At 69.5% G+C, this 12,370-nt stretch carries 12 protein-coding genes and 1 pseudogene; 8 read left to right on the forward strand and 5 right to left on the reverse strand.

Annotated features, from left to right (window positions below):
• Positions 1 to 113 precede the first annotated feature (113 nt).
• Together OG852_RS03090 and OG852_RS03095 are read right to left on the reverse strand one after the other, a co-directional pair.
• The gene (locus OG852_RS03090) at positions 114 to 1,169 is read right to left on the reverse strand and encodes a LacI family DNA-binding transcriptional regulator (RefSeq protein ID WP_330346986.1); all 1,056 of its coding nucleotides are present in this window, start codon (positions 1,167 to 1,169) and stop codon (positions 114 to 116) included.
• 1,411 nt (positions 1,170 to 2,580) lie between these two features.
• Positions 2,581 to 2,862, reverse strand: coding sequence for a hypothetical protein (locus OG852_RS03095; protein WP_330346987.1), 282 nt, complete (start codon positions 2,860 to 2,862; stop codon positions 2,581 to 2,583).
• A gap of 375 nt (positions 2,863 to 3,237) precedes the next feature.
• Between OG852_RS03095 and OG852_RS03100 the strand changes: the two genes are divergently transcribed.
• A complete protein-coding gene (locus OG852_RS03100; RefSeq protein ID WP_330346988.1) occupies positions 3,238 to 3,879 on the forward strand; it encodes a hypothetical protein in 642 nt (213 codons plus the stop codon).
• A 51-nt stretch (positions 3,880 to 3,930) separates the two neighbouring features.
• Here the strand turns inward: OG852_RS03100 and OG852_RS03105 are convergent, their stop codons facing one another.
• The 3 genes and pseudogenes from OG852_RS03105 to OG852_RS03115 form a co-directional block, all read right to left on the reverse strand.
• Positions 3,931 to 4,437: a hypothetical protein gene (locus tag OG852_RS03105; protein ID WP_133916921.1), complete on the reverse strand. Its 507-nt coding sequence runs from the start codon at positions 4,435 to 4,437 to the stop codon at positions 3,931 to 3,933.
• A gap of 598 nt (positions 4,438 to 5,035) precedes the next feature.
• Complete coding sequence (locus OG852_RS03110) at positions 5,036 to 5,554, reverse strand: hypothetical protein (protein ID WP_133916922.1); 519 nt, start codon at positions 5,552 to 5,554, stop codon at positions 5,036 to 5,038.
• Between the two features lie 94 nt (positions 5,555 to 5,648).
• Positions 5,649 to 5,858, reverse strand: a pseudogene (locus tag OG852_RS03115) (amino acid transporter); the annotation flags it as partial.
• A gap of 128 nt (positions 5,859 to 5,986) precedes the next feature.
• Between OG852_RS03115 and OG852_RS03120 the strand changes: the two are divergent.
• The 7 genes from OG852_RS03120 to OG852_RS03150 all read left to right on the forward strand — a co-directional run bounded on the left by OG852_RS03120 (position 5,987) and on the right by OG852_RS03150 (position 12,362).
• Positions 5,987 to 6,751 (forward strand): hypothetical protein, encoded by a 765-nt coding sequence (locus OG852_RS03120; protein WP_166663739.1) that lies wholly within the window; start codon positions 5,987 to 5,989, stop codon positions 6,749 to 6,751.
• Positions 6,752 to 6,832: 81 nt separating this feature from the next.
• Positions 6,833 to 7,012: a hypothetical protein gene (locus tag OG852_RS03125; RefSeq protein WP_133916923.1), complete on the forward strand. Its 180-nt coding sequence runs from the start codon at positions 6,833 to 6,835 to the stop codon at positions 7,010 to 7,012.
• A complete protein-coding gene (gene kdpF, locus OG852_RS03130) occupies positions 7,009 to 7,098 on the forward strand; it encodes a K(+)-transporting ATPase subunit F (protein ID WP_016434100.1) in 90 nt (29 codons plus the stop codon). Before OG852_RS03125 ends, kdpF begins: the two co-directional genes overlap by 4 nt.
• 1 nt (position 7,099) lies before the next feature.
• The gene (gene kdpA, locus OG852_RS03135; protein WP_133916924.1) at positions 7,100 to 8,764 is read left to right on the forward strand and encodes a potassium-transporting ATPase subunit KdpA; all 1,665 of its coding nucleotides are present in this window, start codon (positions 7,100 to 7,102) and stop codon (positions 8,762 to 8,764) included.
• Between the two features lie 29 nt (positions 8,765 to 8,793).
• Complete coding sequence (gene kdpB / locus OG852_RS03140; RefSeq protein ID WP_133916958.1) at positions 8,794 to 10,893, forward strand: potassium-transporting ATPase subunit KdpB; 2,100 nt, start codon at positions 8,794 to 8,796, stop codon at positions 10,891 to 10,893.
• 5 nt (positions 10,894 to 10,898) lie between these two features.
• The gene (locus OG852_RS03145) at positions 10,899 to 11,567 is read left to right on the forward strand and encodes a potassium-transporting ATPase subunit C (RefSeq protein WP_133916925.1); all 669 of its coding nucleotides are present in this window, start codon (positions 10,899 to 10,901) and stop codon (positions 11,565 to 11,567) included.
• A gap of 111 nt (positions 11,568 to 11,678) precedes the next feature.
• Complete coding sequence (locus OG852_RS03150) at positions 11,679 to 12,362, forward strand: response regulator (protein WP_330346989.1); 684 nt, start codon at positions 11,679 to 11,681, stop codon at positions 12,360 to 12,362.
• The last annotated feature ends 8 nt before the right edge of the window (positions 12,363 to 12,370 follow it).

Below are 12,370 nucleotides of genomic sequence, written 5' to 3' on the forward strand. Positions count from 1 at the left end.
AGGTGTGCCCTGAGATCGGCACAGGTGTGCCCGGGGAGGGGTGACAGGAGGCTGTCGCCGCCCCCATGGCGGTGAGTTGCCTCGGTCCGCCGGTATGGGGTGCGGGGTGACGGTCAGGGGTGTGTGGGTGCGCCGAAGTCCGCGGCGGCGTCGGCGGGTGAGGTGCCAGCGGGTGCGGTGCTCGCTCGCAACGAGATCGGCGGCGCAAGCAGGTGGTGCCGGGCCGGTGTATCGGGGTGGTCGAGCCGCTCGGCGAGCAGGTCGACCGCGAGGCGGCCCATCTGCTCCGCCGGTACGTCGGCCGCAGTCAACTGCGGGGTCATCGTCTCCGCCCAGCGGCTGGCCACGACGCCAGTGACGGAGAAGTCGCGTGGCACATGACGGCCGGCCTGCGCCAGCCCTCGGTAGAGGCCGCCGAGTGCGGCCTCGTTCAAGGTGACCAGAGCCGTCGTGGCGGGGTCGTCCTGCAGGATCCGCTCCAAACAGGCGAGACCCGAGGCGGCGTCGTCCCCACAGCAGTACGTCTGGACGGTGAGGCCGCGTTCCGCCGCGGCCTTGGTGAATCCGTCAAGCCCACGGTGGGCGGACTCGTACCCGGCCCGCAGGAGTTGCTCGGGCCGGTTGACGAGGGCGATCCTGCGATGGCCCAGGTCCGCGAGGTGGTGCACACAGGCCGCCGCCAGTGCCGTATGGTCCAGGCCTACCCACCAGCCGCCCTCCGGGTGGGCGGTGCGGCCGATGGCAACGGAGGGGAAGTCGACCGCGGTGAGGTGGTCGAGCCGGTCGTCCTGCAGCCGGATCTCCATCAGGATCGCGCCGTCAACCCGCCGCTCGCCCAGCAGTCGCTGGAACGAGCGGTCGCTGTCCACACCGCTCGGCGACAGCAGCACGTCGTAGTCGTAGGCCGCGGCGGCCTCCACCACGCTGCCGATGAAGTCCAACTGCATCCCGGTGTAGTGGTTACCGGCCGGCGGGAAGACCAGACCGAGGGTGCTGGTCCGGCCGTTGGCAAGGGCCCGCGCACTCGCGTTGGGCTGGTAGCCCATCTTGTCGATGACCCGCTGGATCCTCTGACGGGTTTCCTCGGACACGGGGCGCTTCCCGCTCAGTGCGTAGGACACGGTGCTCCGCGAGACACCGGCCCGCTTGGCTATCTCACCGATGTTCACGGGGCTCCTTGCCGAGGTTGGCCGAGGCTGATCGAACCGGTTCGATGATTCCATGGAACGAAATCAGCCAGATGCCGATCGTCGAACCGGTTCGCGTGAAGTGAAGGTAGGAGCAACCCGAACCAGTGTCAACGCCTCGCACCGAATTTGACGTAACGGCCCTCGAACGCCGGTACACGGATGCGTAATGCCTGGCCTGCGGGTGTTCATGCGCTTACCTAGATGAGTCAGGTGCCCGATTTCACCAGACGGAAGCGCCCTGGTGCCCTCAGAGCGGGCCAACGGACACGCTCGGAGAGACCCGTGCCGGAGGTGTGGGTGACCAGTTTCATGGTGACGCGCTTTCGAACCGGTTCGATATCGTAGCGCTCAGCCAAACGATCGCGTACGACGCGGGGACAACAGCCGCGAGGGCAGGCGGCGTACAGGCCATCACCGATCCGCATCACGGGCACTGGGCGGGACGTCGAACCAGCCCGGCGAAGGCGCCGACGGCATCGCCCTCGCCACCGGGGTTTGGTATGAGCCGTACCAACGATGAGGGCAGCCTTCCGGCGTGATCGACGGTCCTGCCGACGCGACCTGGGACCGTGAAACTCGAGGACCTCTTCCTGCGCATCGGCCACCGTTTCGGCCGCGCCGACCTGCGATGCCGCATGCGGGACCACGTACGCGCGCTGCTCGGCCCGGTCCGCTGCAAAAGCGGCCGGCAACTGGCCGAACACGCAGGCCAGCACACCCCCGACGGCCTGCAACGGCTACCGCGCGGAGCGCCTGACCGCCGACGACGTCCGCGACGACCTGCAGGCATACGTCGCCGACAAGCTCCGGTCCCCCGCTTCGGCCGTATCGGCCACCTCTTCATCCAGGCACCGGATGAGGCAGGGGACCAACGCTCGTGCGGCGACGGCGCCGAAGGCGTGCGCGTCCATGACAGGGCGGCCGTCCAGCTCCCGGCGATCGAGGACTTCGACGGTGACCGGCCCACCCATCACCGCTGGGCGCTGACCCGGCGCAGTACCAGCGGAGCCGACCAGGTGCGCCTGCTACCTCGCCTACGCGCCGGTGCGCACCGACGTCGACTGGCTCGCACCGGTTCCACCATGGTCCCGCTCACTGTGGCAGAAGTCTGGCGGCTCCTGGCGGCTGGGCCCGCACATCGGCCCCACCCACTATTCGCGTCGATGCGCTGAGATCGTCGCGATGGCGGCGAAGGTGTCAGGCCTCGGCCAGGCACTGTCACCACCGACGACGCCTCAGACCAGGCCAAACAGCGAAACGCTGCCGGATTACCAGGGCCCCCGGAGGGAGCGGAGACGCGGGACCGGCAGCGCGGGCAGACCCGGGAGTCCGGGCACGCCCGCCACCGCCGCACCTTCACCCACTACGCGGTGCTCAACCGGCCGGCGGGCTAGACGCGGCGCAGCCGGAGCAGGAACTGGCAGCCGCCGGAGCGGCCGTCGGCGTCGATGCCGATCGTCACCGGGGTGCCGTCGAACACCGAGCGGTACTGGCCCGCCGGGAGGGTGTTGACGCACTGGCCGCCGTCGCCGTCGGCGTAGAACTGGACGTCGAGGACGACGTCGGAGCGGCCCGAGACGGTGAAGGTGAGGTTGCACCAGCCCCTGTTCGGCAACCATCGTGAGGTCTGGTTCCAGATCAACCGCGGCCCGGTGACAGCCGGCCGGAACATGCCGATCCCCTGGAACCGGGGCCGGCTGACAACCGGCCGCCTGCAAGGCAACCAGTTCGGGACGAACGCCCTGCTGAGCGCGGGAAGTGCGATGTTCCCCGATCGCCATGCCCTCGTCGAGGGCACCTCGGCCGAGGCGCGGGCGTACCGACGGTATGTCGCCAGGCTGCACAATCCTCTTCCTCTTCTTGTCGGACGGCCGGTCCGCCCTGAGTTCGGTATGAGGACGCGGCAGCCTCACCGAGGACAGCCGACTGTCGCGGGTGGCCGACGCCGCGGGAACACGGTTATCGTGCGCGGATGTCGTATCGACTCGATGCCGTCGTAGGTGACTTTGACCGCTTGCGAAGCCGGGCCGTAGGAGTGCCGGGGGCGGTGGTCGCCCCGCTCAGGCAACGGATGGGGCTGCTGCCACTGTCCACCGCACACCGTGTCGACCTGCCGAGAATGCTCTGCGACTTCTCGCAAGATGGACCGGTGGCCCATGTGCAAGCGGACTTCTGGGGCGGCGAAGGGGATCAGACCGCCGCCTTGTGGCGGGCTGGTGTACGGGAATGGGGGCCAGTGCACACCTCGGAATTCAGCGGTCCGCGGGAGGACTGGCCGATCAACGCGGCGCTCGCCCGGCTCGGTGTGGCGTCGGCCGGCCCCGGCGCGCCGGATCACCACGATCTGTTCGCGGAGGTGGGCCTCGGCCAAGGACGGGACGAGGAGGACTGGGGCCGGGCCGCCCTGAAGGCGCACGACGCGGCCGACTACGACGAGTGGCATGCGAGAGAGCGGGCTGAGCGCGAGGCCGAGGAGCATGCCGCAGCCGAGCGAGCCCTCTACGAACGGCTGCCCGACATCCCGGTGCCCCTCAACGGCAAGGACATCATTGCCCTCCTCGGCCTACCTCAAGGTCGCACGATAGGAGCGGCCATCCGCCATCTTCAGCAACTCCACATCGACCGCGGCCCCCAGTCCCGCGAAGAAGCCGAAGCCGCACTGCGCACCTGGGCGGCAGAGCAAGGTTGACCCCGCCGCTGCGGGGGCACACGCTCAGGTCTCTCATGCGCCGGACACAGGTCAACTCCGCCGGGCGCGGGCGATGGTGTCGAACACCCACTTGCGGAACACCAGCCGCGGGACGAGGCGGCCTGCGATGTCGAAAGAGAGCGAAAAGCTCACGCTTCCGCGCAGATCCCGGTGCACGGTCCGGACGTCGACGCGGGTGTCCGGCAGGTGCCAGGCCGACCCCCAGGGGCCGATACGGTTGATCCTGGCGTGGATACGGTCCCCGTACACCAGGGCGGCACAGCCGTGTTCCTTGGCCCTGGCCGCGGGGACGGCAACAGACCAGCGGCTGAACTCGTCGAGATACCCGTACTGGGACATCTCCCGAAAGGTGATCCTCTCCATCCGCGCGTTCTCCGGGCCGTCGAGGTGCACCACGAGCTGAGGCACCCCCGTGCGGCGCCGCCAGTGGGCGGGCAGGTCCCGCACGACGCAGTCCAGTATCCGCAGGACGTCAGCGCGCACCGCGGGGTCCAACGCCTGGAGTTCCCTCAGCATGAATGCCCCGGTCTCGTTCACCCCGCAAGGATCCATGGAAGCCTCCGTCGGCTCAACGGCGCGGCACCGGCGGCCTGCAACGCCGATGTGCGCCACGTCACCGAGAACGGGCGGGGCATCGTGGAACAACTCCCGGTGGTTGACCGTTCTTCTGTACGTGGCTGCGGAGGGGACAGTGTCCCCGGGCCTCTCCCCTTGCCCGTGGGGACGATCGTTCGGCTGAAGCCCCACGGAGCCTTTCGCCGCGAGGCGACCGCCCTCCGCGCCACCACAGCGGCCCCGGCTGGTCTCCCCCGTCCAGCCGGGGCTTCTCGCATCCGCGTACCGGGGCAGGTAGGTGGTGGGGGTCTCCCGGACGGTCAGCAACCAGCCGGGCGCGGTGTGCCCCTCGGGGCTCCTGCCGCTGTCGTCGTCCCCCGATCGGCGACGCCGGTTCGGTGTGATGTCCGGCTCGGTCACGCCGAGGTGCTCGTCCTCGCTCGCCTACTCCTGGCCCGGCGTGCGTTGCGTGGAGGCGGACGTCACTCGCCCGTGGGGTCCATGAGCTGCTCGGCGGCGGTGGTGTTGCCCCTGTTGCAGGCCGCGTCGAGGTTCTGTTGCCGCTGCCGGTCTGTCTTGGTCAGGAGAGGCCGGACAGTCTGAGGACCGCCTCCGCGGTCTCGTCGTCGATACGGCGGCCGAGTCGCTCCAGTACCTCCGCTCCTTGGCGCAAGGTACCCCGCTCGACGGAGCGCCGTACGCCCGTGTCGAGTTCGTGCCAGATCAGCGGGTTCGCGGTGAGGACGCGGGGGTCTAGTTCCAGGCGGTTGCCCCGGATGTCCCGCAGGACCAGGTGGGCGGAGGCGCCGTCGTACTGCCGTACGGTCACCAGGGCGTCCGTGCGTACCATGCGCCTCCGCCACGGGGTGCGTACCGCGAGCCAGCCGGGGCCCGCTGACACCCGGGGTGGCAGCAGGACGGCGCACATCGCGTTCGACAGGGCGGCCCAGAGCAGGGCGCGCGCGGGTGTCAGGCTTCCGGCGTCCCAGTCGACCAGCATCGCCATCGCGCAGAAGACCAGGGCGCAGCCCACCGCGAACCGGACGCTGTCACTCCAGTGGCGGTCGCCGGCGGGGTCCGGTGGTCCGTTCCGTCGCATGGCGCCGACGCTAGGCCGCCGAGCGAGGACCGGGGGCTTCCGCTTACGGGTCCCTGACGCCGTGCAGGCGAGTCTTGACGGGATTCTGACGTCCTCAGCCCGTGTGGACGCGGGGGCGGCGGGTGCGGTCCGGTTCGGCCTCGCGCAGGACCTCGCGGGTGACCGGGGCGACCTCGCCCTGGCCGAAGAGGAAGACCCGCAGGAAGTTGGCGAACGGGCCGCCCTCGGTCCACTCGAAGTAGATGTTCGGGAGGCAGCCGGTGGCGTCGCGGGCGTGGAGGAGGAGGGCGGCCAGGACGTTGGGATGGAGCTCTGCGCCGCCGCCTCGGGGCCACCCTGCCCGCACGGCTGCGTCTCAGGTCGGCGCTGGTCGACTACCGCAGGGCGACGGACCTCCTCCAGCGCAAGCTCCTGCCGGCGTCGCGCTCCCTGGTGTCCTCCAACGACGGTGCCTTCAGCGCCGAGTACACCGCCACCCGCTCCACCCCGCCCACCGAGCTGGCCGCGACCGTCGCGCTCGGGATCCTGCTGCTCGCCGTCCTCGGCGGCCTTCAGTGGTACCTGGCCTGCCGCTTCCGGCGGATCCTCAACCCGGGCGTCCTCGCCGCCACCGTCTGCACCCTGCTCGCGGTGCTGCTCGGCGCCCAGATGCTGTCCGCCTCCGCGGAGCACCTGCGCGGCGCCCGCCGGGACGCCCTCGACTCCGTCGTGGCCCTGTCCCGTGCCCGCGCGATCGCGTCCGACGCGAACGCCGACGAGAGCCGCTACCTCCTCGACCCCGGCCGCCGCGACCGGTACGCGCGCTGGTTCCTCGCCAAGTCCCAGCAGCTGTACGGCCTGAAGGGCGCGACTCTGTCGACGTACGACGCCGCTCTCGCCACCACCTGGCAGGCGTACGAGTCCGACGACCACGACCTGCGCATCACCGGCGAGTTCCGGCGCGAGCTGGACAACATCACCTTCCCCGGCGAGCGGGCTGCGGCGCGCAGATACACGCCCCGAAGGGCGCGTGGGCCGCGTGGGGCCCCGGTGTGCCCCTGGTCCTGCCGGCCTCCGGGCGGCGCCGCACCCTGGGCCGTCCGATCGCCGCCTACGTCCGTGAGGTCATGGCCTCGGAGCCGACGGCCGTCGCCCATGCCGGACGGCGCGAGACCGACGCGGTCGTCTGCCGGCTCCGTTTCCGGCTGCTGTGAGTGACGTCCCGCGCTGTCACGGGCGGCTCGCCCACCAGCGGAACAGGTGCCGTAAGAGTCCCGTCAAGGGTGCGGTCGTCGCCGTATGAGAGCCGTCAAGGCCGTTCGGATCCGGCCATACAGGCGGTTTCCTCTAACCGTCCGCTCTTCTTCTTTCGAACCTCACTCCAGGGAGTTCGCGATGGCCGATCTGGCCTTCGTCCTCACCACGCTCGCGGTGTTCGCGCTGGTGGCCCTCGTCGCCAAGGGGGTGACCAAGCTGTGACCGCCGAGAACATCGTCGGCCTGGTCGTGGCCGTCGCCCTGCTCGGCTATCTCGTCCTCGCCCTGATCTTCCCGGAGAGGTTCTGAGATGGGTCCCGTCCTCGCCGGCGTGCTCCAGTTGCTGGCCCTCATGGCGGCGCTGGCGCTCGCCTACGTCCCGCTCGGCACCTACATGGCCAGGGTCTACTCCTCCGACCGGCACTGGCGGGTCGAGAAGTGGATCTACAAGGGCATCGGCGCCGACCCGGACACCGAGATGCGCTGGCCGGCGTATCTGCGGGGCGTGCTCGCCTTCTCGGCTGTCAGCGTCGTCTTCCTCTATCTGCTGCAGCGGCTCCAGGGCGTCCTGCCCGGTTCGCTGGGCTTCGAGGCCATCGACCCGGACCAGGCGTTCAACACGGCCGCGTCGTTTGTGACGAACACCAACTGGCAGTCGTACTACGGCGAGCAGGCCATGGGGCACCTCGTGCAGACGGCCGGGCTGGCCGTGCAGAACTTCGTCTCGGCGGCCGTGGGTATCGCGGTGGCGGTCGCGCTGGTGCGCGGGTTCGCCCGCTCGCGCACCGGTGAACTGGGCAACTTCTGGTCCGACATGGTGCGTGGTGTCACCCGCGTCCTGCTGCCGGGTGCCTTCCTCGCGGCGATCGTGCTGGTGGCGTGTGGCGCGATCCAGAACTTCTCCGGCATCCACGAGGTCGGGCAGTTCATGGGTGGGCAGCAGCAGTGGAACGGCGGCGCGGTGGCCTCGCAGGAGGCCATCAAGGAGCTCGGCACCAACGGCGGCGGCTACTTCAACGCCAACTCCGCGCATCCCTTCGAGAACCCCACCCCGTTCACCAACCTCTTCGAGATCTTCCTGCTGCTGGTGATCCCGTTCGCGCTGACGCGCACCTTCGGTGTCATGGTCGGCTCGGTCAAGCAGGGGTACGCGATCCTCGCGACGATGGCGACGATCTGGGTCGGCTTCGTCGCCCTGATGATGTGGACCGAGTTCGCCCACCACGGCCCGGCGCTCCAGATCGCCGGTGGGGCGATGGAGGGCAAGGAGGTCCGCTTCGGCGTCGGTTCGTCGTCGATCTTCGCGGTGTCGACGACGCTGACCTCGACCGGCGCCGTGGACTCCTTCCACTCCTCCTTCACCGGCCTCGGCGGCGGTATCACCCTGCTCGGCATGATGCTGGGCGAGATCGCGCCCGGCGGCACCGGCTCCGGCCTGTACGGCATGCTGATCATGGCGGTCATCGCGGTGTTCATCGCTGGTCTGATGGTCGGCCGCACCCCCGAGTACCTGGGCAAGAAGATCGGCACCCGCGAGATCAAGCTCGCCGCCTGCTACCTCCTCATCACCCCGGCCCTGGTGCTCGTCTTCACCGCCATGGCGATGGCGCTGCCCACCCCGGCGCACTCGATGACCAACTCCGGCGCGCACGGCTTCTCCGAGATCCTGTACGCCTACACGTCCGGCGCCAACAACAACGGTTCGGCCTTCGCCGGTCTGAACGCGGACACGCAGTGGTTCAACACCACGATCGGGCTGGCGATGATCCTGGGCCGGTTCCTGCCCATGATCTTCGTGCTGGCGCTTGCCGGCTCGCTCGCCGAGCAGCGGCCGGTACCGGTGACCGCGGGCACCCTGCGCACCGAGAAACCGCTGTTCACCGGCCTGCTGGTCGGCGCGATCCTGATCATCACCGGTCTGACGTACTTTCCGGCCCTCGCACTGGGCCCGCTGGCCGAGGGGCTGGCGACATGACCACCGACACGACGAAGCAAGGGACCTCGATGTCCACAGCCACCCCGGCCCGGGCGCCGCACAGCGACGTACCCTCCGGGCACAAGCCCGCCGAAGGCCGTGTGGGCGCGGGACTCTTCGATCCCCAGCAGCTTGTGAAGTCCCTGCCGGACGCCTTCCGCAAGCTCGACCCGCGGGTGATGGTCACGTCGCCCGTGATGTTCGTGGTGTGGATCGGGTCCGTGCTGACCACGGTGTTCTCCTTCAAGGACCCCGGTGACTGGTTCGGCTGGACCATCAGCGCCTGGCTGTGGCTGACGGTCGTGTTCGCCAACCTGGCGGAGGCGGTCGCCGAGGGCCGCGGCAAGGCCCAGGCCGACACCCTGCGCAAGGCCAAGACCGACACAGTCGCCCGGCGCCTGACCGGGGACGTCGAGGAGCGGGTCCCGGGCACCGATCTGAGGATCGGTGATCTGGTCGTCTGCGAGGCCGGGGACGTCATCCCCGGCGACGGTGACGTCGTCGAAGGCGTCGCCTCCGTCGACGAGTCGGCGATCACGGGTGAATCGGCGCCGGTGATCCGTGAGTCCGGCGGTGACCGCTCGGCCGTCACCGGCGGGACGAAGGTGCTCTCCGACCGGATCGTCATCAAGATCACGACGAAGCCGGGCGAGACCTTCATCGACCGGATGATCAACCTGGTCGAGGGCGCGGCCCGGCAGAAGACGCCCAACGAGATCGCGCTGAACATCCTGCTCGCCTCGCTGACGATCGTGTTCCTGCTCGCCTGCGCCACCCTGCCGCCCTTCGCCGACTACGCCGGCACCCACCTGACGATGGTCGTGCTGGTGGCCCTGCTGGTCTGTCTGATCCCGACGACGATCGGCGCACTGCTGTCGGCGATCGGCATCGCGGGCATGGACCGGCTGGTCCAGCGCAACGTCCTGGCCATGTCCGGCCGCGCGGTCGAGGCGGCGGGCGATGTGTCCACGCTGCTCCTGGACAAGACCGGCACCATCACGCTCGGCAACCGGCAGGCCTCCGAGTTCGTCCCGGTGAGCGGGACGACCGAGGCCGAGGTGGCCGACGCCGCCCAGCTGTCGTCACTGGCCGACGAGACCCCCGAGGGCCGCTCCATCGTCGTACTCGCGAAGGAGAAGTACGGCCTGCGCGAGCGTCACCAGGGAGAACTCGCCGGAGCCGAGTGGATCGCCTTCACCGCCCAGACCCGGATGTCGGGCGTGGACGTCGACGGCCGGAAGATCCGCAAGGGCGCCGCGGGATCGGTCGTCGCATGGGTGAAGGAACAGGGCGGTGAAGTCGCCGGGGGTGCCACGGAGTTGACGGACCGTATCTCCGAGGCGGGCGGCACACCGCTGCTCGTCGCGATCGAGGACGCCGACGGCGCTCGTGTCCTGGGCGTCATCCACCTCAAGGACGTCGTCAAGGACGGCATGCGCGAACGGTTCGACGAACTGCGCCGCATGGGCATCAAGACGATCATGATCACCGGGGACAACCCGCTGACAGCCAGGGCGATCGCCGAGGAGGCCGGCGTCGACGACTTCCTCGCCGAGGCCACCCCCGAGGACAAGATGGCCCTCATCAAGCGCGAGCAGGCCGGCGGCAAGCTCGTCGCGATGACCGGCGACGGCACCAACGACGCGCCCGCGCTGGCCCAGGCGGACGTCGGCGTGGCGATGAACACGGGCACGTCGGCCGCCAAGGAGGCCGGCAACATGGTCGACCTCGACTCCAACCCGACCAAGCTCATCGAGATCGTCGAGATCGGCAAGCAACTCCTCATCACCCGGGGCGCCCTGACGACCTTCTCGATCGCCAACGACGTCGCCAAGTACTTCGCGATCATTCCGGCGTTGTTCGCGGCCGTCTACCCGGGCCTCGACAAGCTCAACATCATGGGCCTGTCCTCGCCCGACTCCGCGATCCTCTCCGCCGTCGTCTTCAACGCGCTGATCATCATCGCCCTGGTGCCGCTGTCCCTGAAGGGCGTGCGGTACCGGCCGGTGAGCGCCGACAGGATGCTGCGGCGCAACCTGACGATCTACGGCATCGGCGGACTGATCGCCCCGTTCATCGGCATCAAGCTCATCGACCTGCTCCTCTCCCTCATCCCCGGAATCGGTTGATCGCCATGCACAACTCCCTGTCGAACACGGTCAGGTTGCTCGGGGCGGGCCTCAGGGCCCTCCTGGTGCTGACCCTGGTGACCGGCGTCCTCTACCCGCTCCTCGTCACGAGCGTCGCCCAGGGCCTGTTCAGCGGCAAGGCGAACGGCTCCGAGATCAAGGCGAACGGCGAGGTCGTCGGCTCCTCCCTCATCGGGCAGGCGTACAACCTGCCGCTGAAGAAGGGCCAGGAGACACCCGAGCCCGACCTGAAGTGGTTCCAGGGCCGCCCGCAGAACGGCCTCGGCACCAACAGCGTCAACACCCGGTACAAGCTGATCCTCTCCGGCGCCACCAACCGGGCCGCCGACAACAAGGACCTGATCGACTGGGTGACCGCCGCCAAGGCCGCCGTGATCAAGGACAACTCGACCGCCGACCACAAGGTCAGGCCGTCCGAGGTCCCCGCCGACGCCGTCACCTCCTCCGGCTCCGGACTGGACCCGGACATCTCCCTGCAGTACGCGGACCTCCAGGTCCACCGGGTCGCGGAGAGGAACGGCCTGCCCGTCGCCCAGGTGGAGAAGCTGGTCGACGAGCACACCGAGGGCCGCACCCTCGGCTTCATCGGCGAGCCCCGGGTGAACGTCCTCGAACTCAACGTCGCGCTCAAGGACCTCCTGGCGAAGAGCTGATGGCGTTACCCCACCGACACGGGAGTTGGCGGCCCGGAAGCGATCCGGGACCGCCGGCTCCCGCCGTCACAGCCGGTACGGCCCGACGTACGACACGAAAGGCGCACGCCCATGACAAGGGTGCTGGTGGTGGAGGACGACCCGCAGCTCGTACGAGCCCTCATCATCAATCTCCAGGCACGCCGGTACGGGGTGGACGCGGCCCCCGACGGCGCCACCGCGCTCCGGCTCGCGGCCGCCCGTCAGCCCGACGTCGTCATGCTCGACCTCGGGCTGCCCGACATGGACGGCGTCGAGGTCATCAAGGGGCTGCGCGGCTGGACCCGCGTCCCGATCCTGGTGCTGTCCGCCCGACAGGCGTCCGACGAGAAGGTAGCCGCGCTCGACGCGGGCGCCGACGACTACGTCACCAAGCCGTTCAGCATGGACGAACTGCTGGCCCGGCTGCGGGCCGCGGTCCGCCGTACCGAGGAGACCCCGCTCGCGTCCGGGGCCAAGCTGGTGGAAACGGCCGACTTCACCATCGACCTGCTGGCCAAGAAGGCCGTACGCCAGGGCCGCGACATCCGCCTCACACCGACCGAGTGGCACCTGCTGGAGATCCTGGTCACCAACCCGGGCCGGCTGATCACCCAGAAGCAGCTGCTCCAGGACGTCTGGGGCGCCTCCCAGAGCAACAAGACCAACTATCTGCGCGTCTACATGGCCCAGCTGCGGCGCAAGCTGGAATCGGACCCCTCCCACCCCCGCCATCTCATCACCGAGCCCGGTATGGGCTACCGCTTCGAAGCGTGAACTTCTCA

It is taken from the genome of Streptomyces sp. NBC_00582, from assembly GCF_036345155.1.
Taxonomy (GTDB): Bacteria; Actinomycetota; Actinomycetes; order Streptomycetales; family Streptomycetaceae; genus Streptomyces.